Origin of the sequence: Leptospira dzoumogneensis (genome assembly GCF_004770895.1) — a bacterium.
Taxonomy (GTDB): Bacteria; Spirochaetota; Leptospiria; order Leptospirales; family Leptospiraceae; genus Leptospira_B; species Leptospira_B dzoumogneensis.
Genome location: NZ_RQHS01000012.1, coordinates 107,726 through 134,464 on the forward strand (window position 1 = coordinate 107,726; position 26,739 = coordinate 134,464).

26 protein-coding genes are annotated in these 26,739 nt (G+C 41.8%); 15 read left to right on the top strand and 11 right to left on the bottom strand.

Annotated features, from left to right (window positions below; all coding sequences use genetic code 11):
* Positions 1-34 precede the first annotated feature (34 nt).
* From EHR06_RS08300 to EHR06_RS08325, 6 genes are all read right to left on the bottom strand, one after another.
* Positions 35-487 carry a TraR/DksA family transcriptional regulator gene (locus EHR06_RS08300; RefSeq protein ID WP_086445833.1) on the bottom strand — a complete coding sequence of 151 codons (453 nt, stop codon included), beginning with the start codon at positions 485-487 and terminating at the stop codon, positions 35-37.
* Positions 488-499: 12 nt separating this feature from the next.
* Positions 500-652: a 50S ribosomal protein L33 gene (gene rpmG, locus EHR06_RS08305; protein WP_010514486.1), complete on the bottom strand. Its 153-nt coding sequence runs from the start codon at positions 650-652 to the stop codon at positions 500-502.
* Between the two features lie 123 nt (positions 653-775).
* On the bottom strand, positions 776-1,741 hold the full coding sequence (locus tag EHR06_RS08310) for a bile acid:sodium symporter family protein (protein WP_135756564.1): 966 nt from the start codon (positions 1,739-1,741) through the stop codon (positions 776-778).
* Between the two features lie 4 nt (positions 1,742-1,745).
* The gene (locus EHR06_RS08315) at positions 1,746-2,891 is read right to left on the bottom strand and encodes an aminotransferase class V-fold PLP-dependent enzyme (protein WP_135756565.1); all 1,146 of its coding nucleotides are present in this window, start codon (positions 2,889-2,891) and stop codon (positions 1,746-1,748) included.
* Positions 2,892-3,019: 128 nt separating this feature from the next.
* Positions 3,020-3,760 (bottom strand): ferritin-like domain-containing protein, encoded by a 741-nt coding sequence (locus tag EHR06_RS08320; protein WP_135756566.1) that lies wholly within the window; start codon positions 3,758-3,760, stop codon positions 3,020-3,022.
* A 67-nt stretch (positions 3,761-3,827) separates the two neighbouring features.
* Entirely contained in the window at positions 3,828-4,457 is a 630-nt protein-coding gene (locus EHR06_RS08325) for a lysoplasmalogenase (RefSeq protein WP_135756567.1), read from the bottom strand.
* 103 nt (positions 4,458-4,560) lie between these two features.
* Here EHR06_RS08325 and EHR06_RS08330 point away from each other — a divergent pair, with 103 nt between their 5' ends.
* From EHR06_RS08330 to EHR06_RS08400, 15 genes are all read left to right on the top strand, one after another.
* Positions 4,561-5,550, top strand: coding sequence for a TerC/Alx family metal homeostasis membrane protein (locus EHR06_RS08330; protein ID WP_135756568.1), 990 nt, complete (start codon positions 4,561-4,563; stop codon positions 5,548-5,550).
* Positions 5,551-5,561: 11 nt separating this feature from the next.
* Positions 5,562-7,439: a methylmalonyl-CoA mutase family protein gene (locus EHR06_RS08335; protein WP_135756569.1), complete on the top strand. Its 1,878-nt coding sequence runs from the start codon at positions 5,562-5,564 to the stop codon at positions 7,437-7,439.
* On the top strand, positions 7,436-9,613 hold the full coding sequence (scpA, locus tag EHR06_RS08340) for a methylmalonyl-CoA mutase (RefSeq protein WP_135756570.1): 2,178 nt from the start codon (positions 7,436-7,438) through the stop codon (positions 9,611-9,613). The genes EHR06_RS08335 and scpA overlap by 4 nt, the downstream gene beginning before the upstream one ends.
* A 7-nt stretch (positions 9,614-9,620) precedes the next feature.
* Positions 9,621-10,664 carry a methylmalonyl Co-A mutase-associated GTPase MeaB gene (meaB, locus tag EHR06_RS08345; protein ID WP_135756571.1) on the top strand — a complete coding sequence of 348 codons (1,044 nt, stop codon included), beginning with the start codon at positions 9,621-9,623 and terminating at the stop codon, positions 10,662-10,664.
* Between the two features lie 232 nt (positions 10,665-10,896).
* Positions 10,897-11,277, top strand: coding sequence for an LIC20211 family lipoprotein (locus EHR06_RS08350; RefSeq protein ID WP_135756572.1), 381 nt, complete (start codon positions 10,897-10,899; stop codon positions 11,275-11,277).
* A 12-nt stretch (positions 11,278-11,289) separates the two neighbouring features.
* On the top strand, positions 11,290-11,697 hold the full coding sequence (locus EHR06_RS08355) for a hypothetical protein (protein WP_135756573.1): 408 nt from the start codon (positions 11,290-11,292) through the stop codon (positions 11,695-11,697).
* A complete protein-coding gene (locus tag EHR06_RS08360; protein ID WP_135756574.1) occupies positions 11,694-12,035 on the top strand; it encodes a hypothetical protein in 342 nt (113 codons plus the stop codon). Before EHR06_RS08355 ends, EHR06_RS08360 begins: the two co-directional genes overlap by 4 nt.
* Positions 12,032-14,578 (top strand): TonB-dependent receptor plug domain-containing protein, encoded by a 2,547-nt coding sequence (locus EHR06_RS08365; RefSeq protein ID WP_135756575.1) that lies wholly within the window; start codon positions 12,032-12,034, stop codon positions 14,576-14,578. The genes EHR06_RS08360 and EHR06_RS08365 overlap by 4 nt, the downstream gene beginning before the upstream one ends.
* Positions 14,578-15,075 (top strand): hypothetical protein, encoded by a 498-nt coding sequence (locus EHR06_RS08370; protein WP_135756576.1) that lies wholly within the window; start codon positions 14,578-14,580, stop codon positions 15,073-15,075. Before EHR06_RS08365 ends, EHR06_RS08370 begins: the two co-directional genes overlap by 1 nt.
* 78 nt (positions 15,076-15,153) lie before the next feature.
* Positions 15,154-15,771: a MotA/TolQ/ExbB proton channel family protein gene (locus EHR06_RS08375; protein WP_135756577.1), complete on the top strand. Its 618-nt coding sequence runs from the start codon at positions 15,154-15,156 to the stop codon at positions 15,769-15,771.
* A 27-nt stretch (positions 15,772-15,798) separates the two neighbouring features.
* Positions 15,799-16,203, top strand: a complete 405-nt coding sequence (locus tag EHR06_RS08380) for an ExbD/TolR family protein (protein WP_100710793.1) — start codon at positions 15,799-15,801, stop codon at positions 16,201-16,203.
* Positions 16,204-16,212: 9 nt separating this feature from the next.
* Positions 16,213-16,869, top strand: coding sequence for an energy transducer TonB (locus EHR06_RS08385; RefSeq protein ID WP_086445817.1), 657 nt, complete (start codon positions 16,213-16,215; stop codon positions 16,867-16,869).
* Between the two features lie 171 nt (positions 16,870-17,040).
* Entirely contained in the window at positions 17,041-17,592 is a 552-nt protein-coding gene (locus tag EHR06_RS08390; RefSeq protein ID WP_244288545.1) for an SCO family protein, read from the top strand.
* Between the two features lie 127 nt (positions 17,593-17,719).
* Complete coding sequence (locus EHR06_RS08395; RefSeq protein WP_135756579.1) at positions 17,720-18,172, top strand: LIC_20196 family exoprotein; 453 nt, start codon at positions 17,720-17,722, stop codon at positions 18,170-18,172.
* Positions 18,173-18,183: 11 nt separating this feature from the next.
* Entirely contained in the window at positions 18,184-20,592 is a 2,409-nt protein-coding gene (locus EHR06_RS08400; protein ID WP_135756580.1) for a C1 family peptidase, read from the top strand.
* A gap of 64 nt (positions 20,593-20,656) precedes the next feature.
* Here EHR06_RS08400 and EHR06_RS08405 read toward each other — a convergent pair whose 3' ends face one another.
* The 5 genes from EHR06_RS08405 to EHR06_RS08425 all read right to left on the bottom strand — a co-directional run bounded on the left by EHR06_RS08405 (position 20,657) and on the right by EHR06_RS08425 (position 26,721).
* Complete coding sequence (locus EHR06_RS08405) at positions 20,657-22,006, bottom strand: EAL domain-containing protein (protein WP_135756766.1); 1,350 nt, start codon at positions 22,004-22,006, stop codon at positions 20,657-20,659.
* A gap of 79 nt (positions 22,007-22,085) precedes the next feature.
* Entirely contained in the window at positions 22,086-23,516 is a 1,431-nt protein-coding gene (locus EHR06_RS08410) for a UTP--glucose-1-phosphate uridylyltransferase (protein WP_135756581.1), read from the bottom strand.
* Positions 23,504-23,911, bottom strand: a complete 408-nt coding sequence (locus EHR06_RS08415; protein WP_135756582.1) for a hypothetical protein — start codon at positions 23,909-23,911, stop codon at positions 23,504-23,506. The genes EHR06_RS08410 and EHR06_RS08415 overlap by 13 nt, the downstream gene beginning before the upstream one ends.
* 109 nt (positions 23,912-24,020) lie before the next feature.
* On the bottom strand, positions 24,021-24,566 hold the full coding sequence (locus EHR06_RS08420; RefSeq protein WP_135756583.1) for a CsgG/HfaB family protein: 546 nt from the start codon (positions 24,564-24,566) through the stop codon (positions 24,021-24,023).
* Between the two features lie 13 nt (positions 24,567-24,579).
* A complete protein-coding gene (locus EHR06_RS08425) occupies positions 24,580-26,721 on the bottom strand; it encodes a 7TM diverse intracellular signaling domain-containing protein (protein WP_135756584.1) in 2,142 nt (713 codons plus the stop codon).
* Positions 26,722-26,739 lie beyond the last annotated feature (18 nt).

The following is a 26,739-nucleotide window of genomic DNA, read 5'->3' on the forward strand; positions in this document are numbered from 1 at the left end:
TCCAAAAAAATAGGTCGGATGTGAGCGCGGAGAATTAATCGTCCAGAGAATCTGGATCGGACGGAATTTTATAGGTCCCGGTCAATGTAGCCGAAAGTGGACCTTTTTTGCCGGAAGCCTTGTGTTTAGAAACAGCCTCGGCGTATTCTACAGTATAACGAGTCCAAGGAATTGCTTTTAGTCTGGCTAAAGGAATTTTTTTGCCGGTCCCCTCGCAAATGCCATAGGAACCGTCCTCGATTTTCTCGAGAGCCACGTCGATTTCTCGGATGGTCTCGATCTCTGACTCGGTTAAAACGGAACTCAACATCTCTTCGTTGATTTCCGACGCGATATCTGCGATATCTCCCATTTCTTTCAGGCCGGAAGGTTTGCTATTATCTTCCCACTTCGCATACTTCTCCAATAGAGAGTTTTTTCTCTCCAAAAGAAGGTCCGATATTTCACTCAGGACCTTTTTATCGTATGCAGCTTTTTTAGTCACCATCTGGATTTGGAATTATACCTTGGATTCCTTATGTTCGACGTGGGCACGGCAAAATTTACAGAATTTTTTCGTTACCAACTTCTCGGATTTCGCCTTTTTGTTCTTGGTTTGGAAGTAAGAATTTTTCTTACAAACTTGGCAAGAAAGCTTAATGATCTCTCTCATGACGGATGATACTCTTAGCTAAGATTGGCCTAAATAAGAACCCACCGGTTAGACCAAAATTATGGCCGCCCAGTTTACCCTATTCAGACTGATTATGCTATAAAAAAAAAGAACGACCAAAAATCAAGGAAGATCGGCCGAAATTAGCGATTTTTCCCCTTCTTCCTGAGGAATGGACCTTCTCCAGATCCCCGCCAGAACACTTCCAATCAAAGAATGCACAAAACTCGAAATTGCAGCCGGAATCGCCACCAGAGGGTCGGAAAAATTATTCCGGGAAAGAACAGCGCCCAATCCACTATTTTGCATCCCCACTTCTATGGAAACTGTCCTAGCTACTACAAAAGATTTGGTCCCAAAATATGCAGCCCAGTACCCGAAAAAATACCCCGAAATATGGAGTAAGAATACGGAAGAAATTAAATGAAGTCCTGAACTGATCACCGCCTCTTTTCCGGAACCTATAATCGAAGCGACGATCAAAGTGATCAGAATAACTGCTATCAATGGAGAAACGATTTTCACCTTCTCCGCAAATTTAGGAGTATAACGATTTAATAAAATTCCGAGGATCACTGGCAAGATCACGACTTGGACTGTATCAAAAAATAGACCGGAAGCATTTGCACCCACACTATTTCCCACTAAAAATAAAGTGAGAAGCGGGGTCATGATCACTGAAAGAACTGTGGAGATAGCAGTCATCGTAACTGATAACGCCAAATCACCTCTTGCTAAAAAGGAAACCACATTAGAGGCAACTCCGCCCGGACAACAAGAAACTACTATAATCCCGACAGCTAACGGAGAGGAAAGTTGGAAGAAATTCCCTAAAAACCAACCGGTCAAAGGCATGATCGTGTACTGACCGATCACACCGATCAGGATCGGTTTAGGAGCCTTGAATACTCTCGTAAAATCTTCCGTTCTTAGGCTGATACCCATTCCGAGCATGGTCAGTCCCAAACTATAAGTGATCCAAGGTCCTTTAAATCCATGAAGTATTGATGGAAAAAACCAACTGAGTGTCACACCACAAATGACCCAGAGTGGAAATAATAAAGCTGCCTTTTCAAAAAGAGAAGCCAAGTTCTTATCTCGAAACTAGATCCACTACTCTGTCCAATTGTTCCTTGGCCAGATAAATATGAGGAGAGAAACGAACCCTTCCCAATCGAAGCGCGCACATGACGCCGTTCTTTTTGAGATCGGACACTACATTCTCCATAGAAAGTCCCTCTTTTTCTGCGACCACGATCCCTGTTTTAAAGTCCGGGAAATGATCGGAAGCAAGTTTCCAACCTGCATCTCTGAGTTTGTCGGAAAGATAATCCGCAAGTTCGTAGATCCTTTCCATTGAATTATGAAATCCTACTTTATGAAGCATTTCTAATGTGGATTGGAAATAGACCCAATCTATAAAATTCACTGTGGAAATTTCGTAACGATCCGTGCCTTTTAGTTCTTCTCTATAAGGTAAATAGACCTCGTCATTTACTACGGAGCCGGTTCCCTTGAACGGAAAATTAAGTCCTTCTAACTTTTCCTTAGCAATGTATAAAACTCCAAGTCCTAAAGGTCCTAGTAACCATTTCCAAGCAGGGAAAGCCATATAAGAAATTCCCATTTCTCTAGGTCTTACTGGAAGAAGTCCCACTCCTTGGGCTCCGTCCAAAACGAATTCAATCCCTTTCCCCGCCAGAAAACTTCCGATCTCTTCTAAAGGGAAAGGCATTCCAGTACACCAATGCACCGCGGAAAGGCTCACCACTTTTACATCAGGTGTGATGGAAGACTTTAAGTTCTCTAAAAATCCGTCCGGAGTTTCCGCCATTGGCACAAAAGAAATGGAGACTCCTTTTTCTTTCCAATGTTCCCAAGGATAAATATTAGAAGGGTATTCGTTTTCCAGAAGAAGGATACGATCCCCGCTTTTGAGTTTCAAACCCAGGGAAATAAATCCGATACCTTCGTTTGTATGGTGGATTAAGGAAAGTTCTTCTGCTTCTACGCCTAATAGTTCCGCAAGAATTGTGCGGATCACTTTTTTAACGGTTGGATATCTGCGTACTTCCGTGTTACCGCCTCTGGCAGCGTAACCTTGCAGGTATTCATTGACTGCATGTAAGGTGTCCGTGTTTGCAGGAGTGGTCCCACAATTGTTTAACCAGATCATTTCCCGGTTTACCGGGTACAAATGTTGTAGTTTGGTCCAATCCGGACTAGGATTCGTTTTCATCTCGGGGCCAGATTGGATCTGTCCTTAGGAGGGAAAACTTCTTTTTTAAGACCTTCTTCCAAAAGGTTTAAACTCTCAAGCCCGCGAAGTCAAAACCGGGAATCGAATGTTTCCCGGTTCTAAAGTTCTTACTTTTTCTTTTTGGCTGCCTTTTTTTTGGGAGAAGCTTTTTTGGCGGCAGGTTTTTTCTTAGCTACCGCTTTTGCTTTTTTAGGTGCAGCCTTCTTCACTACTTTTTTAGCCGCAGCTTTTTTGACAGGTTTAGAAGGTTTTAATCCCTTAGCAGACGACTTACTGGTTGGCTTGGAATTTCCTACCGCCTTTGCTACTTCTTCCGCTTGTTCGTCCCAGAAGTATGCTCCTCCTGCAGAACGAGTCTGGTCGAACGTATTCAACTCAGCCTCCAGCAAAGATTGGTAATTATGGCTGTAATCCATTAGTTTAGAAAACAATAGTTTAATATTCGAATCTTCGAATTTAGTGGTGAGTTTCTCGTAGAATGCTACTGAATTTTCAGCTTCTCTGATCGCGAGTTCTAGAGCCTCATGAGCGTCCTTGGATCCTGAACCTGTGATAGTGCGCTCCACCTTATTCATGATCTTTTGGATCGTAGTTTGGTGGAATTTATGGATTGCGGCCAATTGTTTTAAATTAGGAAGTTCTGCGCCTTCTGCCACTCTGTAGATCTCTTGGATAAATTTGATATGTTCATCCACTTCCTCTGCGAGTTTTTCGAATAATTCCCTAGTTCTTCCCGGAGGGAGTTTTTCGTACGTATCCATGTAAAATTCGAAGTAGTCCTTCTCATGCTGGATCGCAGCTGCAACAGCTTCCAAAAATGTAGTTTCTTTTAAAGGTTTAATACTCATTCTGCATACTCCGGTCGCGACAATTCTAGGGGATTTTCAAGTCGGTTCAATAATAATTTTTCCTATTTTATTCCTCTTCTTCTTGAGAAAGATAGATTAAAAATTGAGCTAAATAGTAAGTAGACATCACCCAAACTCCGTGGAACGGAAGTTTGTTCGGAGTGAATTGTCCGAGTGCGATGATCGAATCGGAAATTATAAAACTGATCGCTCCTAAAATTCCAAGCCATCTGTCTCTCGAAGAAACTTCTCTCGCTGCGGATCTCCAGCCCATCACACAAATTGCGGAAACGTAAACCGCGACCGGAACGGTTAACGCGGGTGCGATCCCGGGAAGAAGCCAATAAAAATAAGAAGCTCCAAAAATTACATACGGGATCAATCTTAAGAAATGTACTGGATTTCCCCAAGAAAAGCTAACCGAATATGCTACCTGAGCGATTAAGAAACTTCCCAAACCGAAAACAAAATATTTATCCGGGAAGGCCAGGATAGTATCTCCACCGAGCGAAAATACCAAACCTATCCCGAGCCAAATTCCGGCGCGAGTTTTCCATCTTCCTTCTCCCACACTTAACGCGATTAAATATAGAATGGGAACAATTTTGGAAATCAAACGAACTAGAAATATGTCCGTACCTAAAAATAGAACTCCCAAATGAATGAGAGCCAAAATCGGGAATATAATATAGATCATTAAGAGCTCCTAATCTCTAAACACCCGGTGATTTGGGATTGTCTTCCAGATCAAACCGAGGAACCTGTCTTTCAAAGGCCCAAATAGGGCCTCGGAAGCTGCGATGATCTCGTTTAGCCAAAAAGATTCTACACTTTTTCTTATTTTTTCTGTCGTGGTAGGCCTTTTGATCTATTTGGACCTATTCGTAATGAATAAAAGAGCCCATAAACTCTCTCTCAGAGAGTCGGGTTACTGGACATTGTTCTGGGTTACTCTTGCATTCAGTTTTTCTCTTTTAGTTTATATTTTTCACGAAGATCCGACTAACCCAGGACTTGCAAAACAAAAGACCCTGGAATTTTTAGCGGGATATCTACTGGAATATTCTCTTTCTGTGGATAATCTTTTCGTGTTCATCATGATCTTTGGAAAGTTCCGGATACAATCCCAGTACCAGCCAATGATCTTAAAATGGGGAATTATAGGCGCATTGATCTTCAGAGCGGCGATGATCTTTTCAGGCGCGGAACTAGTTTCCAGATTCGAATGGATACTTTATATCTTCGGATTCTTGCTACTCTACTCCGCTTGGAAGATGTTCTTCCACGATGAAGAAGAGGATTTCGATCCGGAAGAAATGAAACTTCTGAAGTACGCTAGAAAAGTCCTTCCGATGTCCAAAACATTCCATCCGGAAAAGTTTTTGGTGAAAGAACATGGAAAAACTCTTTTTACTTCCACCTTCTTGATACTGATCGTTGTGGAATTCAGCGATATTCTATTCGCGATAGATTCTATTCCTGCGATCTTCTCCATTACACAAGATAGTTTTATCATCTATACTTCCAACGTATTCGCGATCTTAGGACTCAGGTCTTTATTCTTCCTGCTTGGTGGAGTGATGGAACTGTTCGTTTACCTCAAAAAAGGTGTTTCCATTCTACTCGCGTTTGTGGGAGTAAAACTTCTTCTTCCTGCATTTTCAGGATACGTTTTCGGAAGAGTGATCCATGTATCTATAGAGATCTCTTTGATAGTGATCATAGGAACTCTGACACTTTCCATACTCGCTTCTATTCCGCATTATCTTAAAACGAAAAAAGGAGCCTGACGGCAAATCGAATGGCATCAGAAAAACTTTTCTCCGAATTTCCACCGGTTTCCACCGAAGAATGGACGAACCTGATCACTAAGGATCTGAAAGGTGCAGACTTCGAAAAAAAACTGGTCTGGGAAACCCAAGAAGGATTTAAGATCCAGCCGTTTTATAGAAAAGAAAATCTAAAAGGAAAGGAATGGCTCCTTTCCAACCTTCCGGGGAAATTTCCTTATCTTAGATCCACTCGCAAACTTACGAATGATTGGAGTATCAGACAAGACATAGATACTCCCGATCTAAAAACCGCAAAAGAATTAGCAGTCGAAGCGATCTCCAATGGAGTTTCCGCACTGGGACTCGTGCTTGCGGATGTTGGTTCCGGAAGAAAAGGAATACAGATCAAAAATGAAAAGGATCTGGCTTTCTTGTTGGAAGACCTACCTTTGAACGAGATCACTCTTCATTTTGTAGCGGAAGAAAAATCTCCCGAACTTTATTCCTGGCTTCCTAAGAACAAAACTCTTGTGGGAGGACTTGGGTACGATCCATATCGCATCCTTGCAAGACAAGGTCATTCAGGCGGACATGGTCCTGAAACTTTAAAACCGATCTTAACTGAACTTGCAGGTAAATGGAAAAATTTCAGGGCACTTACTGTCCACTCTTCCACATTCAGGGACAGCGGTTCTACAATTGTTCAGGAACTTGCATACACTCTCGCACTCGGTTCAGAATATTTGTATCGTTTGGGGGAATTAGGAATTTCTCCTGAGATAGTAAATTCTCAGACAATTTTCCAATTTACGATCGGTCCTGATTATTTCTTAGAGATCGCGAAGTTTAGAGCGGCAAGAACTCTTTGGGCGGAAATTTTTTCTTCTTATTCTTCCGATAAGGGAGAAGCTTCCCTTCCGTTTATCGAAGCGGAAACCGCAAGATACAATTACGGGATCTATGATCTTCATAATAATATTTTGAGAGGGACCACTGAGGCAATCTCCGCTGCAATCGGCGGCGCAGAAATTATCAATGTTCTTCCGTTCGATCATCTATTACAACCTGCGGATTCTTTCTCTCTTAGGATCGCAAGAAATGTTCAGTTACTTTTGAAACATGAATCTTATTTGGATAAGGTTGCCGATCCTTCTTCCGGTTCTTATTATATAGAAACAATCACCGATCAGATCACTGAACAGGCTTGGAAGCTGTTTACTGAAGTGGAGAAGGACGGCGGATTCTTAGAATGTCTGAAATCAGGTAAGATCCAATCTTCCATTTTAGGATCTAGAAAGAAGAAGGAAGAAAATTACTCTACTCGAAAAGAGATCTTCCTTGGAACGAACCAATATCCGAATTCTAATGATAAGATCCAAAACAAAGATCTGAACAAACATGTCCAGACTTCGGCACTTTCTTCCGCTTCCAACGAACTCAAAGTGACTTCTCTTCCTGAATTTTTTGCAGGAGATGCGATCGAAGAGATCCGTATGAAAACGGAAAATTACGAATCCAAAAATAAAACTTCCGTAAAAGTACTTCTTCTTCCTTTGGGAGACCTAAAAATGAAGAAGGCAAGAGCGATCTTCTCTCTCAACTTTTTAGGATGTGCAGGATTTAATGTAATCGACCCTGGAAGTTATGAAACTTCCGACGAGGCGATCGCAGGCATCCAAAAAGAAAATCCTCAGATGATCGTATTCTGTAGTTCGGATGAGGAAGTTTCCGCTTATGTGAAGGAAGTACTTCCTAAATTAAAATCCAAACCTATTGTTTATGCGGCAGGTTATCCAAAAGATATTCTTTCCGAACTGGAATCCGCGGGTGTGAACGGATTCATCCATGTTCGATCCAATCTATTAGAAACACTTTCCGATCTTCAAAAAAGGCTGGGAATCCAATGAAAAGACCTACATTCTCCCCCAACAGAACTCCGGTAACTGGAGATACTAAATTCGAATCCTGGTCCAAAGAAGCCTTGGACGAATTAGGACTTTCTAAATTAGAAGAAACGATCTGGAATACTCCTGAAAAAGTACCGGTCAAACCTGTGTATGTTCCTAAAGATGTGGAGTCCTTGGAACATTTGGATTACGCAGCAGGAATTCCTCCTTTTTTAAGAGGACCCTACTCTACTATGTATGTCCAACAACCTTGGACCATCCGTCAGTACGCAGGTTTCTCCACTGCAGAAGAATCAAACGCATTCTATCGTAGAAACTTAGCAGCAGGACAAAAAGGTCTTTCTGTTGCATTCGACCTCGCAACTCACAGAGGATACGACTCTGATCATGAAAGAGTTTTAGGAGACGTAGGAAAAGCGGGAGTTGCGATCGATTCTGTTCTGGATATGAAGATACTCTTCGACCAGATCCCTTTGGATCAGATGTCGGTCTCCATGACAATGAATGGAGCCGTAATTCCTACATTAGCTTTTTATATTGTAGCTGCAGAAGAACAAGGAGTAAAACCGGAACAACTTTCAGGTACCATCCAGAATGATATCTTAAAAGAGTTCATGGTAAGGAATACTTATATCTATCCTCCCGAACCTTCCATGAGGATTATCGCGGATATTTTTAAATATACCACCGACTTCATGCCTAAGTTCAACTCCATCTCCATCTCAGGATATCATATGCAGGAAGCGGGAGCTACTGCGGATATAGAACTTGCTTATACTTTGGCAGATGGGTTGGAATACCTACGCACTGGTATCAAAGCAGGAATGGACGTAGATAGTTTTGCACCTCGTCTTTCTTTCTTCTGGGCAATCGGGATGAACCATTTTATGGAAATTGCAAAGATGAGAGCAGGAAGACTTCTCTGGGCAAAACTTGTTAAAACATTTAATCCTAAAAATAGCAAATCTCTCGCTCTTAGAACCCATTGCCAAACTTCAGGTTGGAGTTTAACCGAACAGGATCCTTTCAATAACGTAGGAAGAACTTGTATAGAAGCTCTTGCCGCGGCACTCGGCCATACTCAATCTTTGCATACGAATGCACTCGACGAAGCAATTGCACTTCCTACGGACTTCTCCGCAAGGATCGCAAGAAACACTCAGATCTATTTGCAGGAAGAAACAAATATCCACAGAGTTGTGGATCCTTGGGGTGGTTCCTTCTATATAGAATCTTTAACTTCTCAACTTGCGGAAAGAGCTTGGGAACTGATCCAAGAAGTGGAAAAACTGGGCGGTATTGCAAAAGCGATCGAGACCGGAATTCCAAAAATGAGGATAGAAGAAGCCGCTGCCCGTAAACAGGCAAGGATCGACTCCGGCAGAGATGTGATCGTAGGTATCAACCGTTACCGTCCTTCTAAAGAAAATCCTTTGGATATTTTGGATATCGATAATACAGCGGTGAGAGAATCTCAGATCCGCAAACTAAACGAACTCAAGAAAAACAGAGACAATGCTTCAGTTACGGCCGCATTAGATGCGATCACTGAATGTGCTAAAACTGGAAATGGAAACCTGCTTGCACTTGCGGTAGATGCGGCCAGAAAAAGAGCAACCCTTGGCGAGATCTCTTTCGCTATGGAGAAAGTATTCGGCAGATATAAATCCGTCACTCATATGATCAAAGGAGTGTACTCGGAGGAAATCATGGATGATCCGGATTTCAAAAAGGCAAAAGAACTCTCTGCAAAATTTGCAAAGTTGGAAGGAAGACAGCCTAGGATCATGGTCGCTAAGATGGGACAGGACGGACATGATAGAGGTGCAAAAGTAATCTCCACAAGCTTTGCGGATATGGGATTCGACGTTGATATAGGTCCTCTATTCCAAACTCCTGGAGAAGCAGCAAAACAGGCCATAGAGAACGATGTGCATGTGCTCGGAGTTTCTAGTCTTGCAGCGGGTCATAAAACTTTAGTTCCTCAGGTAATCCAAGAACTCAAAAAACTAGGAAGAGAAGATATCCTAGTCATCGCAGGCGGAGTCATCCCTCAGCAGGATTATGATTATTTGTATAAAGCAGGAGTGAACGGGATTTTCGGACCTGGAACAAAAATCTCCAAAGCAGGCGCAGAAATCCTAGAACTTCTGATCAAGAGTGTAGAAGGTTAATCTTTTTATGCCCGAGACCGAGGGAAAAGAAGAAGCCCAGATCCGAGGCTCTATCAAAAAGAAGAGCCTTCCGGATGCGGAAACTTTTTCCAAAGGAATTCTCTCGGGAGATATAGTTCTATTAAGCAGAGCGATCACTTTAGTAGAGAGTACTCTCCCTTCTCACCAAGAATTGGCAGAAGCTATATTAGAAAAATGTTTACCTCATTCCGGTAAAAGTATCCGAGTTGGGATCACGGGAATTCCGGGTGTAGGTAAAAGTACATTCATCGAAACCTTCGGAAATCATCTGATAGAGCAAGGAAGAAAGATCGCAGTACTTGCGGTAGATCCTACATCACAATTATCTAAAGGATCCATTTTGGGAGACAAGACCAGAATGGAAACTCTCTCCCGTAAAAAAGAAGCATTCATCCGTCCTTCCCCTTCCGGAGATTCATTAGGTGGAGTCGCTCGTAAGACTAGAGAAACCATCTTTTTATGCGAGGCCGCAGGTTTCGATACTATCCTTGTAGAAACTGTCGGAGTTGGACAATCGGAGACAGCCGTTAATTCCATGGTGGATATCTTCCTTCTTCTTTTAATAGCAGGAGCGGGAGACGAATTACAAGGGATCAAACGTGGGATCATGGAAATGGCAGACCTGATCGCGATCACAAAAGCGGATGGTGAAAACATGGCCAGAGCAAATCGTGCAAAAGCGGAAACAATTTCTGCAGTTCATTTTCTTCCTTCTCATGAATCAGGTATTAAAACAGAAGTTAGAACATGCTCGGCGGTTACTGGAGAAGGGATCTCCGAGATCTGGACTGAAATTTTAAACTTCATACAAGCTATCAAAGACAAAGGTTACTTGGATAAAAAAAGAAAAGAACAGGCCAAACATTGGTTACACGAATCCGTTCAATCCATGCTGCTGGATGATTTCTTTTCTAAGCTAGGAAATGATTTCCAAAAGGCAGAAGAACTTGTAACCCAAGGACTGGCAGGCTCTTATCAAACTGCTCGCAGACTTGTGAAGTATTATAAGAACGAAGATACTCAAATTTAAACATCCAACGAAACCAAAGAATCATGGTTTTGTAATATATTCCCCTTCCTAAACGATGTTTGTCCCGACCACATCATAGTGATTCCGGTTCCGAATGGAATTTTTTTTCTTGGAAAATATGTCTTTTGGGAGATTGATGGTGGATACAAAAGATTGAACCTCAATCGCGAAACGCCTCTGTTTTAGCAAGAAATTGACTTAGACCGGAGTCGGTATTGGAAAAGGAAAAAACATGAAAACTCGTATTTCCGGACTAATCTTATCACTTGTATTAGCCGCTTCTATCATCTCTTGCGCTACTACTAGCGCTGGACTTGCAACGAGTACCGTTCCGGTAGCGGATAAAAAGTATAAAGTGATCGCTCCGGTTGAAGGAACAAAATACTGGTACACATTCGATATCGCAATCATCGGAATTCCATTAGGCGAACCTCCTATCGATCGACTATTGGAGGAATTGAAGAAGGAAAAAGAGGCGGATGCTCTAATCAATGTCCGCTACTGGACAGATAGATCCATCTTTATATTCTTAACTGTGAACCGTCTTCATATCTCCGCAGAAGCGATCAAATTCGAAGACGAGATCCCGGATCCTAGGAAGAAAGGCCGTTAATTCCAAGGCGATATGATTCTTCTCAGATCTATCATTCCGTTTTGTTTTTTAATTTTTACGATGTACTCATGCTCAGGCACTTTCAGTAGAGCGGATGTGGGGGGCAGAGTGACTAGTACGAATCTAATCGATTCTGCTACGATCATTCGTTCCAAAGATTACATGGAGTTGGGAGTTTCCAGCGGGGAAAGTTCGGTCTTCTTTTTGTTCGGACTTATCCCGGTAACCAATCCATTAAATTTGGATTATGCACTCAGCGAAGCAGTTCAAAAGATCCCCGGCGGGAAAAGTTTGATCAAAGTAAAATACTGGCACGAGACTCACCTATTTTTCCCTGTAGGAACAATAAGTGTACTAAAAGTAAAAGGCACCGTAATCGGTTCTCCTTCTACAACTCCTAACGAAGCGGGTAAAAAATGAAAACCCGCGTATTCGCTTTCAGCTTCTTTTGTATTCTATTGGTGGATTGTGTTCGGGAAGATACGGTTCCTCAGGGAGATGCAAACAGCCAGATCTATGCCGCAGCGGAATATCTTTCCAAAAAATGCGGAGATCCGATCCCGCAACATTTTCCGGTTGCGATCGGAGATGTGCAAAGAAGGAACCTGGATCTTTGTAGTATCGCGATCACAAAAGCGGACTGTCCTTTCATATCCTATCCGGCAGTCTGTCTTTGGATCTATTATGATAAACCTGCGGGAGAGATCCCTTGGTATTTGAATTTTAAAGATGTATTTGTGGATCCTAAATTGCCATGAAGTTAAAAAAAGTCCTGATCAAAATCGCTTTTCTCGCGGCAATCGCTCCATTGGATGTGTTTGCAGAAGTAACTTTTAAAGCCAGGTTATTCTCCAGACAAAAAAACCAAGGAGAAGCTAAAACCCAGGTTCTGCTTTTTGAGACCAAAAAGATCTATAGGACAGATGCGGAAGGTTATTTCGACGCTGTAGTACCTTCTCCCGGTATTTATACATTCAGAATTTTGAAAGTAGAAGATATGCAGGATATTAAAGGTAACGTAGAAGCTTCCGGCCAAACCGTTACCCTTTATACAGACGCAGGTGCGGATTCTTCCGTTGCATCCCCTAAAGCAAAGGTCCCTAAGGGCACGATCACAGTTGCTGCGGAAAGAGATAAACCTATACTTTCCAGGACAACGATCAAATATGAAGAGATCAAAAGGATGCCCGGAACTTTCGGTGAACCTTTGAGAGCATTGGAAACAATTCCAGGCGTGGTTCCTTCTGCGGCATTTGGCGGCGGCGCAAACAATTATGTGATCAGGGGTTCCGATCCGAACTCGAACTTATATTTAGTGGATGATCTTCCTATTTTGTATCCATTCCACTTCGATGGATTGAGTGCAGTGGTGAACGCAAACCTGATCAAATCAATCGACGTGTATACCGGTGTATTCCCTGCCAACTTCAATAACGCGTTGGGTGGGGTCATTCATATCGATACGGTGGATAAGGTAGACAAGTCTCAGAAGAACCTAATTATCTCCGCTTGGTCCAGTAGTATCAGTTATATGAGCCCTACTTTCGGCGGGAAAGGTTACTTAATCGCTTCTGCCCGAGTGGGATACTTGGATAGATTTGTACAAGGTTTGACTTCCGCTTTAGGCGCTGACTTTCCGGAAGGCTTACGACTTCCAAGATTCGTGGACTCTCAGGTTAAGTTCGTTCATAATTTTAACGAGCACCACCAGGTATCTTTCCATTCCTTCTATTCTAAAGATGATTTTGCAGCCAATCTTCCTGCGAAATACCAGAACGACCCTGCCAATGATGCGACTGCTGCATTTGCAGGTGCAAGTATTTCCTCAGGACAAGGATTCAGGACCCAAGCGTTACGTTATACTTGGAAGCCGATAGATACATTCTCCAATCGAGTAACATTCATCAGTTATGATCCGTTTACCGATTTTAACGTATCATTCGGTTCTATCCAAGGAAAGAACAGGGCCAGCGGCGCATACAACGGTGTACGCCAGGATGCATTCTGGGATCCGAGCAAATATTTCAGCGCTGAGTTCGGAACAGAATACAGATTATTAAATTATTATTCTACCGGTTCCAATATCATACAATCGGATCCGAATAATTTAAGTCCGAACCCTTATGATACCCAAAGTCCTGACTTCACTACTATTCCTACAAATATCACTGCGAAAGGATCCTACTATAACGGTTATCTGACCACTAAGATCCGTTTAGGAAATTTACATATAGAGCCGGGAGCACGTTACGACTATATTCCGTACGTAAACAATAGTGCTTTCGGTCCTAGAGCACAGGCATCTTATAAGTTTGAAGGTATCGGAAAAGGAACCACCATCTTTGGAGGCGGGGGTAATTTCTTCCGCTTCCCTCTGGACACTAAATTTAATAAGGACAGCGGGAACCCTCATTTGGATTTCGAAAAGGTATTCAAGTACGGTGGAGGGATAGAACAACTATTAGAAGGTGATTACCAGATCAAAGGAGAGATCTTTAAACAAGAATACTCCAGCCTGATCGTGGACGATCCTTATATCACAGAGCCTATCGGAACAAATCCTGATCCATATTCCAGGATCGCTCAACCTTTTATCACAAACAAAAAGTTGAACTTCTCTAATAGTGGAACCGGTTGGTCCAGAGGTTATGAATTAGTACTTCGTAAGAACTCCCGCCCGGGAACCAGGAACTGGTTCGGTTGGATTACCTACACTTGGTCCCAAACATTCAGAAATAATAATATATTCACCCCTGACCCTGGTTCCGCACCTTTATCTGCACAAGAGACCCAGATCGCCGCACAGTTTTATAAGAATTCTAAAGAGACATTATACGACTATGACAGGACCCATGTGATCAATATGGTCTTCGGTTGGAGATGGAGCCAGGAGTGGCAATTCGGCGCCAGATGGTCCTACCTGACGAGCAGGCCGTTTACTCCTATTGTAGGGGATGACGGGGGAAGGTTCAGTAACCCTGCAAACGGCCAAACCTATTGGGTGCCTCAATACGCCAATAACCCGGCCCTTGGAGAATATATCAATAGTCGTAGATTAAAGCCTTATCATCGACTTGACATCCGTTTCGATAGATTTTTCAATTATGAATGGGGGTATGTGAATACCTTCCTGGAGATAGTAAACGTATACCTGAGAGAGAACGTGGGTGGAGAAGATTTCGATAATACGAAACCTTACTCTAAAACGAACCCAAGTCCTAGTCCGACATTCGGAACAATTCCTTTGCCGGGCGGTGTGATCATTCCGTTCTTTAACGTAGGTATCGAGGTTAAGTTCTAATGCAAACCCGGAGTTTAGGAAAAGTATATACACATTGGTTCGGATTATTCTCCGCCCTAGTTATATTCTCTTACTGTTCCCAATATTCTCCGGAAGCGTCTAACGAAAGCACACTCGTCTTACAATCTCTCTTAAATTATTCCGCAAATCCATCTGCGGCATGTAAGTCTTCCATTCAAGAAGCGGAAGATTGTTTAAAAACTTCCCAAGATCTAAAAGGAAGCGGAGAAGTCGAAATTTCCGGACTATTCTCCGGAGGAACCGCTAAGAGTTATGAATCTTATTGCCGCCAATTATTGGCGCAAGAGCAGATGTCCGGTTTAAATTCCAAAATCCAAGAATGTGTTTTTAGTTGTAACGAGGCCTATTGGTCCAGGGTCGGATCTGAAAATGATTGCAGCGGAGAAGGTTCCGAACTCATTTCTAATTCCGGAGTAGAGACCCTAAATTGTGTCAGGAATTGCAAAGAACTTTATTCGCCAGAACCAGAACTTTAAGTCCGAAATTTCGGAACAAAAACAGAATGACTGGGATCGTATCAGACAAAAAAACAGAAATTAAGAAGGAACTATAAAATGAGTTTTGAAATTGCTATCGGGTACATGGAAACGGCGATCTTCGTGATCATGGCGATCGCGAGTGTTCTTGCAGTGGCCGTTGTAGTAGAAAGAGCGATCATATTCGTTAAAAATACGAAAGACTCCGCCTTCGTATTACCTGAAATCATCCAAACCGCGAGAAAGGGAGATCTAACTGGCGCTCCTAAATTTTCAGAAAATTATCCGGAGAACGTTTACGCAAGATTTGCGGACTTCTCCTCCGAACATTCCAAAGGTGGAAAAGAAAGCCTGGGCGAACTCATGGAAGGAAAGATGATCGGAGAAAGAGTCGGTTTCGAAACAAGACTTTCTATTTTGAACACATTAGGGAACAACGCTCCATTTATCGGACTATTAGGAACAGTATTCGGAGTAATCAGCGCATTCTATAAATTAGGAACTCTGGGGAACGCAGCAGGAGAAGTGGTAATGAGGACAATTTCACAAGCGTTACTCGCAACTGCTGTCGGTCTTGCCGTAGCGATCCCAGTGGTAATGGCGAATAACTACTTCACTAGAAAATTGAAAATTATCCAAGCTAATCTGGAAATTCTTTCCAAAGAATTTTTAGCAAGTCTGTCCCGAAAAGGTTAAACCGGGATTTCTAGAAAGGAGAGTATAATGGCAGGTCAAAGTTCTTCCGGTGACGGAGAAGAAATCGGCAGTATTAATATTACTCCGATGGTGGACGTAATTTTGGTTCTTTTGGTGATCTTTATGGTTACCGCAAACTTCTTAAAAAAAGAATCCATCAATATCAATCTTCCTAAAGCGGATGCGGTGGATGCGAATCTAGCCAAAACCGTTCAGGTGGCATTATCTAAAGACGGAAAAATTTTCTTAGAAGGAAATGAAACTGATTTTCCAAGACTCGAAGCTCAATTGCAAAGAGAGACTAAGATCCGTCCTAATATGAGGATCACGTTATCCGCCGATTCTTCCCTTCCTTATGGAAAAATAGCGGAGACTATGGGAAAGATCAAAAAGGCCGGCGTGCACCAAATCGCATTATCCGTTAAAAGGTGATCCGGAGAAATGAATCCTACTCTGGAAAAAGTAAAGACTGACGTAATCCAAAAACTCAAAGAACTTTCTCTTTGGGAGATTTGTGTTTACGGATCTCTTGCTTTTCACCTATTTCTGTTCTTAACTTATTACTACATCACTCACAAAGAAAAGGAATTCGTAGATTCCGAACAATTGGAAATGAATGTAGAAGTCGATATCCAAGACATTCCTCCCGAATTGCTCGGAGGAGAAACTTCTCCCACACATAAAGATCCGAACGAATGGGTAGAAGGCGCCAACGAAGAAGGAAAAGATCCAGATCCGAACGAGATCAAAGAGAATGAGATCAGCGGAGAAGGTACCGACAAAGACGGATTCTTATTCGCCTTTTATGGAGATAAGGCCCCTACTCCGATCATCGATTTTTCTTTGAGAGATTATTTTCCTGAGAATGCACGAGCACAAGGGATCTCCGACGCGATGATCTACTTAGAAGTGCAAGTGGATGAGAAAGGAAATCTGATCAATGCAAAGGTGATCAAATCCTCCATTCGTGGATACGGTTTCGAAGAAGCTGCAGTGAAAGTAATTCGATTGGCTCGTTGGAGTCCCGGTTACGCAAAAGGAAGACCCACTCGTATGAACCATAGGGTCCCAGTCCATTTCGAGTTGGACGATAACTAATCCCGACGATCTAAACCGACAAAATATTTCCATATTTTACATACCGGAAATATTTTTCTGAATAAGATTCCTTATATATTCAAATTCATTCCTCAAGAATATAGATGCGGTTTTCTCCCTAGTTTTCGTCCATTGTAATTAGAGATGGAATCCGGAGCTTGGAAATTCTTTTTGACCGGCGTAGCTGCCAGTCTGATCATCATGTTCTTCTTTTCTCATTCCGACCCAGGAATGATCCAAGCGGAGAAAGACGTTCCCCAAGAAATCTTAACTCTTGCGGATAAACAAGAGAATGTTTCAGTTCTATCGGTCTTCTCCGGAAAACAAAACTTTTTGTATTTCGGATCTTTAGACTCTTCCAAAAACGATCTAGAGGAAGTGAAGAAGTTCCTAAACTGGTTTGATAAATCCGGTCCCATCGATTCCCAATTTGTATTTATCAGTTTAACTCCTGAAAAAGACTCATACAAAGATCTAAAAGATAGATTCGGCAAACTAAGTGAGAAGGTAATCTTACTCAAACCTGCAAACTCGAGTGCAGCATTGGAACTTTCCAGAGCATTCGGGATCCAAGCATATATCCAACCTGAAAGTGGAAATATAAAGTATAAGACTGCACTCATCTGGGTGGATGACTCTCCTAAGATCAGAGGGATCTTTCCTAAAATTCCGGAAAAACCGGATTCAATAGATCTGCCTTCCCTGCTTGTACGAGCAAAATAAGTTCCCTAAAACTTTTAAAAATTTCCCGTTTTGTAAATTATTTTCCGGAAGGAAAATCCTTGAAAAAGGTCCCGGATCACCTAGAGTGGAAAGCCGCGTTAACAAATTGTTTCCGGAGTTATTCCAAATGCAAAGACGTTTCGTATCGGTCCTATTCGTACTGATCCTATTATTCATCTCGCCAATTTCAGCATTAACACCACCGCCTAGTCTGGAATCTCAGGTGAATTCTTCCAACTTTATCGCTTTGGCAAAACTTTCCAATGTGAAAGAAAGTAAGATCTCCTCCAATTCCATTTCAGTGACGGCAAATGTGGAAATCCTAAAATCCTTAAAGGGCGGGAAGGAATTCCCACAAAAATTCGATATCGCATTCTTAATATTCCCTGAATTATTCGGGAAATGGCTTAAGGCCGCTCCTCAAGAAGGAGACTATATACTTTTTCTAATTAAGAAAAAAGTAAAAGATAGCAAAGGTGTAGAATCCGAAGTGATCAGTCTATATGAACCTCATCCTTATGCATTCAGAGAATACACCAAACAACTAGAAGAAAATATTTTATCTCTAACTAAGAACTAAAGGACAGATAGATGAAACTAAATTTGCGTTTATTATCCGCTCTATTAATTTTACTCTCCGCGACTGGCTTATTCTCCCAAACACCTCCAGGTCTGGGAATGAAACAAGAACCTGCGGAACTTTTAGCTTCTTTCAAAGAAGCAAATCCGAATAGGATCTCTCATAGAGGACTTTCTTCTTCCGTTGATCTTTCCCAATACATGCCTCCTGTAGGTGACCAAGGACAGCAGAGTTCTTGCGTGGCTTGGTCTACCGCTTATGCCACTAAGTCTTTCCAAGAGTATATGGAGAGAAAAGACAGAGGTTGGAAATTAAGCGATCCTTCCGGAAGTCCGAACTATTCCAATATCTTCTCCCCTGCATTTATCTATAACCAGATCAATGGTGGAAGAGACAACGGTTCTTTGATCTCCGATGCAATGCGTATAGTCGTAGAAAAAGGAGCAGCTCCTTGGTCTTCCATGCCTTATAACGAAAGAGACTATCTCGCCCGTCCTCCTCAAGACGCTTTTAATGTGGCTTCTTCTTATAAAGCGAAAGAATTTTTAAGGATCAGACAAACAGATCCGAACGAACTAAAAAACCAGCTCGCAATTGGAAGACCTGTTGTAGCCGGTATCATTGTTTACGAAAACTTTATGAATTTAAAAGGAAAAGAAATTTATAAAGAAGGAGTCGGCAAAACCTACGGAGGACATGCGATCGCGATCGTAGGTTACGATGACTCCAAAGGTGCATTCAAATTTATCAACTCCTGGTCCACTCGGTGGGGAGATAATGGTTACGGTTATATTGATTACAGATGGTTCACGAAGGTTTGCCAATCCGCATTCGTTCTTGTGGATGATGTAGCTCCTGCAACTACGACTACCACGAACACAACAACCACTACTACACCTTCCACAGATGTAAAACCGGTTCCGCCTGAAAAAGTAAAACCAATAGCTCCAAAAGAGATCGCAGCTACACAAGGCTCTTTTTCTGATAAGGTAATTTTAACTTGGGCGTCCGTTCCACTTGCGATCGGATACGAGATCCACAGAAAGGGCCCCGGAGATTCTTCCTTTTCTAAAGTTGGACTTTCTCAGACGAATGGATTCACAGACGACGGTATCCAAAAGGATGTAGCTTATTCTTATAAGGTCGCCACTCTAACTGACACCGACTCTTCTGATCTATCAGATGGAGAAGCAATCGGTTACGCAAAAACGGAAGAAGCAAAGGCTCCTCCTAAAGTTGTGGGAGTCAAAGCAAGCCAGGGCCAATATCCAAACAAGATCGATCTTGCCTGGGAGCCTATCAGTGGAGTTTCCGATTACTACGTATATAAGTGGAACTCCAACCAGAAAAAATATCTCTCCGTTGGAAGAGTAAAGAATACGAACTACACTGATAATGCTGCCGCTAAGAACGGAGTGACCGAGTTTTATGTAATTGCCGCAATCAATAACGGCAAGACCGGAGATGCCTCCGACGCAGTTTCCGGATTCACTATGAAGGCAGAAGCTAAACCTCCAAAACCTTTCGGGCTTACCGCAACAAAAGGATTATATAATAGTAAAATAGAAGTACAATGGCAGAAGGTTTCAGGAGCTTCTAAATATCTGGTCTATCGTTATGACGTGAGCGGATTATTCGGAGGAGGAGCTTGGTCTAAAGTTGGAGAAGAAGCAAAAGAGGCATTCATTGACGAAAAGTTGAATGGCCAGTATGCATTCTATGCAGTAGCAGCAGTGAATAAGGACGGACAATCCGGACCATTCTCAGATTATGCTTATGGATACATAGATCCGAATAAACATAGAGCGGCAAAACTCCCTACACCTGCAAACTTGAAAGGAGCGCTCGATACCAAAACGGGAAAAATTTCCTTAAAATGGGACTCCGTAAAAGGAGCCAACGAGTACTATGTGTATCGTAAAAAAAGAGGAGCTTCTTCTTGGGATTTCGTATCTGGAACGAATGAAAAAACTACGACCTTCACTGCGGATGTTCCTGAAAAAGAAATTTTGTTCCTCTATTCTGTGACTTCCAAAACGGATCTAGGCGGAGAAAGTGATAAGGCAACTCCTGTTTCCGTGGTCCTTTCCCAAGCAAAACCCGCAAAGGTAATGCGTTCCTTCGGTGGAGATTCTAGTTTAGAAAAATTTAAAGGACCTTGGACAGCTATGTCTTGGGACGGTTCCAAAGGTGTGAACCAAGTTCTTCTGGAAATCGAAAGCCAAGACAACGTGAACTACGTTGTTAAGTTCAATAAACAGAAAATTTTCGAAGGAAGATATGTGGAGAATAGCCCTATCATCGACAAGGAAGGCAAGTTCCGAATTGAGATCGAGAATGCGGGAGATGCTCTGCAGGTGACTCTGAAAGATAATGGGATCATCAACCAGAAGGCGACTCTGAACTTCTTGAAGGAGTAATTTGCGGGGCGGCCCCCACCCAGAACAAGGGTGGGGCACCCTTGTTCTATTGGAATTCCTACAATTAAAACAGATCTACTTCTTTAGCTAGAACGAAAATATTCCCGACTTCTTTCAATCTTTGGGTAAGCTCGGAAGAACTCAGAATTTTTGTGATCGCAGTTTCCGGAAGTTTTTGCATTTCTTTAAAACGTTCCTGGTAATCTTGGATCCAGATCTTTTTGCAGAATAGATTGGCCTGGAAATAATACACTTGGTGGGTGATCAGGAAGTTTAAAGAATCAATATCTTCTAATGCTTCCGCAGTGATGATCGCTTCTCTGTTGTCCGAAAGTCTTCTGCAATAATCTATAAATGCAAGGTTGTCCAAGAACTTGGTCAAATCCTGGTCCGCTTTGAATTTAAAACTGATCGGATCCAGTTTAAATTCTTTGATCATCTCCCCCAGATCCAAAACCACCTGGTGACTCTGACTTTTTACTCCGAAGTCGTCCGCAGCAAAGCTGATCCCGAAATTCCAGAACCTTCTACATACGGACTTGAGAGTCGCCTCTCCTTCTTCGTACGGTTTTTCGATCAGCTCCATACGAACATTTTGAGGATTCAGGTTTTGTTTCAGAAGAAGTTCATGAAAGCGTGTGACCTTCTCATCCGTATCGAATGTATCTATGAGAGTTTGAGGGGAAATATTAAATTTGAGAAGTCCAGGAGAACCGTTGCAGGACATGATCAACTTCTCTAAGATCAGAAGTTCTATCCTGTTCAAGTCCTGATCGTGAGGAATATCTCGGATTAGATCCGCATAGCCTGCGTATGCTTCTCCGCCTACGAAAACCTCTCCACCTTTCATGGAGAATGTATGGTCCCTATGATTATAGTGAATGATCGGCTGGATAACCGCGTCTGCTCGTTCGCTTGCGAAATAATCGTTTACACGATTCAGATAAGTCCAACTCCAACGAACCAGATTGTCCTTTAGATTTTTTAAAGAAGAAGTTTCCAACTCTCTGAAGATCTCTTCCACATAGGAAATAAAATTACATTGGGTCCTTCCGATCCCGAAATCAAAATTGAGAGTTCCGGTTCGGACTGCTTGGTCGTGGAATCTTCCCATGGCTGCATCGAAATTAGCGAGACTGATAGGCCCAGAGTTATCCAGAGGGGCCACACCTATCAGTAGATTCTTTTTATCACCATAGGCATAATATCGAAATAGTTCACGATGAGAAGGTTCTATATCAGAGATCCTTTGAGGGATCAATTGTATGAATTCTACTAGAGAAACTGTGGAAATATTTTGAAATCTGAGGAGGAAGATTGGCTTTCCTCGATTTTCATTGATGAATACCGTCTTAAACTGCTCTAGATCCCCCATGTCAAAGGATCTTAATTTTAAGTTATAAGCATCGGTCATTTCGTTTGCGACATTGATCGGCATAGGGTGGGCCTACATACTCGAAAGCCCGTGGACTGGATTTTAAACGACTGTTGTTTTATGTAAAGCGGAAACGTAAACTATCGTTCGAGATTCGGTCCACACCTAATTCGGACAATTTTCTTTGTCCTGGTCCGGGGTTTACTAATATAACATCTCCTTCTAGAATTACTTTCTTATCAAACAAAATATCTCCTTCTACTTTCAAGGAGGTGCAGCGCACTAAAGAAGGAATGGCTTGTATACGATCGGTAAAATCTCTTACCTTCTTATAATATGTTTCATCTAAGGAGATAACTAATTCTCCGAGTCCCGCCTTCTTTCTTTCTTCCGACATAGTTACGGAGAAGTCCGGATTCAAAGAATATGCATCAGAACGTCTGACTAGATAGTCTTCGCATTTTTTTACCGGGGCAAAACGATCTCTTGGAATGATGAGACCTTTTGTATTGGAGAAATTTTGGATGGCAGATCCCATCGCAGTCTCTAACTGTAGGACTTCCTTCCCTTCTACCTTTTTAGGATTCACGATCAATGATAGTTTGAAAGAACCTTCGAGTAATTTTTCTTTTAATACATCTAATCTGATCCATAGGTTATTAGTGGAGAATGTTCTAAATTTGCCTAAGCCCTCAAATTCATGCATATGATCGGAAGGCACCTGAGCGGTTTCCAGCAGTTGTAAGTTCTTTTTTTCCCCACCTACAACTCTTCTAAAAATCGCTCCTCCTTTTTTATCAGCGAGAGTTTTAGGAGTCATCTCCATGCAGAAGTCCAGATTTTCTTTCAGAATATATTCTAATATTCCAGGATGAACGGTCGCACCTAGATTGTCTCCATTAGAGACGAATGCTACCTTGTATCCGTTCTCTAAAAGTCGATCTAATAGTCCTGTTTCTAAAAGTGTGAACCAAATATCTCCATGACCGGGAGGACACCATTCTTCCGAATTGCCTTTAGAAATTTCCAAAGGTTTCAGTTCCGGAACGACTAATCTTGGCACCTTATGCTGTAAAAAGCTCGTAGGATAATTTTGTGAAAATTTGATCTTTTTGAGTTCTTCTTGGCTTTCATCTTGGGTGCTGAAGCTATCCATCAAGATAAGAGGAACTTCTAAATTATATTTTTGTCGGATGTACTCTACTTGCCTGCAGACCACTTCCAAGAAGCTCATTCCATCCTTGATCTCTATCAAGGATTTAGGTCCGGAAAGCCCCATACTTGTCCCGAGACCTCCGTTCAGCTTGATCACTACCAATTCTTTTAAAAATTTAGGATCTCCCGGATATTCCGATTCGATTTTTTCTAAAGAGATCTCATCTTTGTTAGGGTCCAGGTCCCCTACTTCTTCCCATTTTACGATCCCGGTCTCACCGTTGCGAACTTCTTGGGTCTTAGAAATAAAATCGGAGATGAACTCTTCAGAGAGTCCTTCTCTCGACATTTTTTCTTTGATCAATTTTTCGGATTCTGCTATCAACGGATCCATCTTATAATTCCTTTCGCATCGTACATTTCGTCAAACTCACCCAATTCAATTGTATATTTTTCATCTTTGGAAGAAGGATCATAGATCAGCTTTAGTTTTACTTCTCTTCCGTTATCATTTATTTTTACAGGCTTCTCATTCTGCTCCGCATACAAAGGAAGGAATACTGTATAAGAATAGATGTACACCGATTTTTTTGAATTTTTCCTGTAATACAAAACCCCTTTTTCCGCAAGATCTCGTTTTAGTATTTTTGTATAAGCCACAGGGAAGTTCTTGTTCCAAGTAGCAAGAAGTGTCTTGTCCATCTCGGAATGTTTAGGCACCTCCGAATACAAATTGGTTACGGAAAAAAGAAAAATGCCTAATACCAGGAAACGAAAGAGGACTTTCATAAACTTACAGACAGATTAAGAATCAGTTGGTATTCTTCAAGTAATTACTTAAAAAACAAAGGACCTCTAACTATCACATCCCCTGTTACTTTTAGAAGAAGGATCCGATCTATTTAACGGATTCCTTATATTTGGAATAGGTTTCGTTATCCGAATCAAATACTATATCCGCAGTAGCGCAGATCACTCCTCCCAAGGAAACGATCCTGATATTCAGTAAAAATTCCTGGTCTTGGAAAACAAGCTGGCCTAAAGCCAAATACTCCGCCCCGGAAAGTTTTCCTATGGAGACTATCTGATCGTTCAATACGAGCCCGCTTGCTTGGAAGTCCTGCTCTCCTATAACCCGATTCAATCTATCTCTTTCCAGCAATTGGAATGTTTTAGGATCGAATAATTCCTTTCCAAGCCTATCCGTAACCAACCTTCCTAATTGGGAATTGGTCCCGTCTTCGTTGATTATATTTAAGATGGCGAGCCTTGCAGGAAGTTTCCCGCCTTGCGTTTTGAGAGAAGATAAAAATTGGTATCTAAGTTCGGAGGCAATCGTCGCCACTCCCGCATTCGGGTCCTTTGCTTTCTTTCTGATTTCTCCGGAAGAAACACAGGAACCCAATAATATTATAACTGTCGATAGGAAGATCCGGATTTTCATTTTCCCGCCTATATTAAAAATATTTAACTAATGTGACTTGGTTTCCGGTGCTGTTAAATTTCACCAGATCGAATGTAGCTAAAGTAAGTGTGAGCCCTCGTCCATGGGTGATCCCTTCCGAATTCAATTTTTCCATGCTGCTTTTTTGAAGCCTAGCATGATTAAAACCTTTTCCTTCGTCCGTGATCCTGACACCTATCCTATCTCTGGAAAGTGAATATTCCACTTTTACCTTTTTGGATTTATAATAAGGATCCTTCTGTCTTTCCTGAACGAATCTGAAATAATTTCCTTCCGACATTGCACGAGTTTTTTCCTCGAAGCTGATGTTAAGGTTCCCATGTTCGATTGCATTGATAATCATTTCTCTCAGACAATTTCTCATCGCAGTGATGGTAGAAGGATCCACAAATCTATACAAGTTCGCAGTCATTCTTTGGCTTAAGAGTTCTGCATTTTGAAGATAATTATTTGCAGTGTAGACGGTCTTCTCATCATCCACGTACCGCGACATTAAGTCTTGGTCAGGCTCGTAGGCTCTTCCTAAAATTTCTCTTTGACCCTCGTATTCCAAGATCTGGAACTGAACCTGTAACTCTTTAGGCTCTCTCAAATATTTCTGTAGGAATTCTCCTAAGAACCGAACTGGTTTTCCTTCGGAAGCAAGTTCTTCCAATTTTTCTAATACGTATAATTTCTTGTACGCGTCTTGTAATTCTCCCGCCTTATAGATCAGCTCCATAAAGTTTTTGCCGATCACTTCCTGGGGTTTGAACCCTATATGTTTGGATACGGATCTATTCGCTGCGAGAATATTCCAGTTTTGGTCCAAAGAGAATAAAAAGTCTTCTTCTACTTCGAATAAACTTCTGTATTTTGCTTCCGATTCTTCCGCGTAATTGCGGATATTCCCCAGCTCTTCTACTCTTTGTTTCAATTGATCGGATAATCTTTTGATCCTATCTGCGAGTCCCAAGGATAGAAGGCTCACTTCCATCACGGAACCTACTTGTATTCCCCACAAAGTGAAAAAGTTATTCGGAAGTATCCCGAAGGATTTTAGACCGAATAGAAAACTAAAGAATAAGAAAGAAGACCAGGCGAATAAAAAGTATTTCGCCTCTCTTCTTCCTGCGAACAAACATTGGATCCCGTTAGAGATCAAAAATCCTAATGTAAAGAACATTAGAACCAGACTGCTCATGATTGCGGTCCTATATTCCCAAATGAATAATGTAGAGATCATTCCTCCGAAGCTGAGAGTAAAAAGCAGATAATACAATTTAGAAGTTTTAGGAGTGTATTCGGGAGCGTTCAAAAAGGATCTGCTGAAAGCGCCTGCCGTTAAGATCACCGAAAAAATGGAAAAAGGCAGACTGTAATTTGCCCATAGAACGGAACTTCTCCACAAATATTGAAAGGAAAGCCCGTTCAATGTGAACTGAAAGAGTATATAAGTTAGTATATAAATAACGTAATATAGATAACTTTTATCTTTTGTGGAGAATAACAGAAATAGATTATACACCACCATGATCAGCATGGAGCCGTAATATAATCCGAGCGCAAGCTGCTCGGTGGAAGTATGTTCTATAAATTCGTTTTTGGAAAACGCCAGAAACGGTAACAAAATAGAACTGGAACTTGCGATCCTAAAATAGATCTCTCTTTTAGAACCGGGCTCTTCCGAAAAAGGATACGCAAAATTTCTATGTTCGATCGGGCGAGTACCGAACTCTCTTAGATCTCCCGAATGATTGATCGCAGAATCGGAAACCCTTCCGGCATATAGATCCACAAAATCCAAAAGTGCATAATCTATCTCTAAGATCCAATCTATCGATTTATTCGTTTGGTTTTCAGTCCGAAGACGTACCCAGATCGCAGATTTAGAATATCCTAAACTGTTTTGGGAGATCTTCTCGGATCCACCTTGATCAAAAATTTTTAATACTTCTTTAAAGGATTTTTTACCGGTCTCGTCCTGGTAAACGGAAAGATAAGGAAGAAGAGAAGTGCCGTCCATCTTCTCTTCTAAGAAGAAGCGGTCTTTTTTTTCATAGACCGGACCTTCTCCCCAAATTGGAAAAGAGAAGAAGATCATCAAAAGAAAACTAGAAAAAAATATAGATCGAGTCTTGATTTCCTTTCGCATGGGGCTACAGATCGTACG

Bases quoted from the DNA above. Each gene is read 5' to 3' on its own strand.
- EHR06_RS08320 (WP_135756566.1), bottom strand. From the start codon at position 3,760: ATGAGTATTAAACCTTTAAAAGAAACTACATTTTTGGAAGCTGTTGCA.
- EHR06_RS08300 (WP_086445833.1), bottom strand. From the start codon at position 487: ATGGTGACTAAAAAAGCTGCATACGATAAAAAGGTCCTGAGTGAAATA.
- EHR06_RS08355 (WP_135756573.1), top strand. From the start codon at position 11,290: ATGATTCTTCTCAGATCTATCATTCCGTTTTGTTTTTTAATTTTTACG.
- EHR06_RS08335 (WP_135756569.1), top strand. From the start codon at position 5,562: ATGGCATCAGAAAAACTTTTCTCCGAATTTCCACCGGTTTCCACCGAA.
- meaB (WP_135756571.1), top strand. From the start codon at position 9,621: ATGCCCGAGACCGAGGGAAAAGAAGAAGCCCAGATCCGAGGCTCTATC.
- EHR06_RS08330 (WP_135756568.1), top strand. From the start codon at position 4,561: ATGATCTCGTTTAGCCAAAAAGATTCTACACTTTTTCTTATTTTTTCT.
- EHR06_RS08415 (WP_135756582.1), bottom strand. From the start codon at position 23,911: ATGAAAGTCCTCTTTCGTTTCCTGGTATTAGGCATTTTTCTTTTTTCC.
- EHR06_RS08375 (WP_135756577.1), top strand. From the start codon at position 15,154: ATGAGTTTTGAAATTGCTATCGGGTACATGGAAACGGCGATCTTCGTG.
- EHR06_RS08425 (WP_135756584.1), bottom strand. From the start codon at position 26,721: ATGCGAAAGGAAATCAAGACTCGATCTATATTTTTTTCTAGTTTTCTT.
- EHR06_RS08385 (WP_086445817.1), top strand. From the start codon at position 16,213: ATGAATCCTACTCTGGAAAAAGTAAAGACTGACGTAATCCAAAAACTC.
- EHR06_RS08370 (WP_135756576.1), top strand. From the start codon at position 14,578: ATGCAAACCCGGAGTTTAGGAAAAGTATATACACATTGGTTCGGATTA.
- EHR06_RS08410 (WP_135756581.1), bottom strand. From the start codon at position 23,516: ATGGATCCGTTGATAGCAGAATCCGAAAAATTGATCAAAGAAAAAATG.
- EHR06_RS08325 (WP_135756567.1), bottom strand. From the start codon at position 4,457: ATGATCTATATTATATTCCCGATTTTGGCTCTCATTCATTTGGGAGTT.
- EHR06_RS08400 (WP_135756580.1), top strand. From the start codon at position 18,184: ATGAAACTAAATTTGCGTTTATTATCCGCTCTATTAATTTTACTCTCC.
- EHR06_RS08395 (WP_135756579.1), top strand. From the start codon at position 17,720: ATGCAAAGACGTTTCGTATCGGTCCTATTCGTACTGATCCTATTATTC.
- EHR06_RS08365 (WP_135756575.1), top strand. From the start codon at position 12,032: ATGAAGTTAAAAAAAGTCCTGATCAAAATCGCTTTTCTCGCGGCAATC.
- EHR06_RS08420 (WP_135756583.1), bottom strand. From the start codon at position 24,566: ATGAAAATCCGGATCTTCCTATCGACAGTTATAATATTATTGGGTTCC.
- EHR06_RS08350 (WP_135756572.1), top strand. From the start codon at position 10,897: ATGAAAACTCGTATTTCCGGACTAATCTTATCACTTGTATTAGCCGCT.
- EHR06_RS08315 (WP_135756565.1), bottom strand. From the start codon at position 2,891: ATGAAAACGAATCCTAGTCCGGATTGGACCAAACTACAACATTTGTAC.
- rpmG (WP_010514486.1), bottom strand. From the start codon at position 652: ATGAGAGAGATCATTAAGCTTTCTTGCCAAGTTTGTAAGAAAAATTCT.
- scpA (WP_135756570.1), top strand. From the start codon at position 7,436: ATGAAAAGACCTACATTCTCCCCCAACAGAACTCCGGTAACTGGAGAT.
- EHR06_RS08360 (WP_135756574.1), top strand. From the start codon at position 11,694: ATGAAAACCCGCGTATTCGCTTTCAGCTTCTTTTGTATTCTATTGGTG.
- EHR06_RS08405 (WP_135756766.1), bottom strand. From the start codon at position 22,006: ATGACCGATGCTTATAACTTAAAATTAAGATCCTTTGACATGGGGGAT.
- EHR06_RS08380 (WP_100710793.1), top strand. From the start codon at position 15,799: ATGGCAGGTCAAAGTTCTTCCGGTGACGGAGAAGAAATCGGCAGTATT.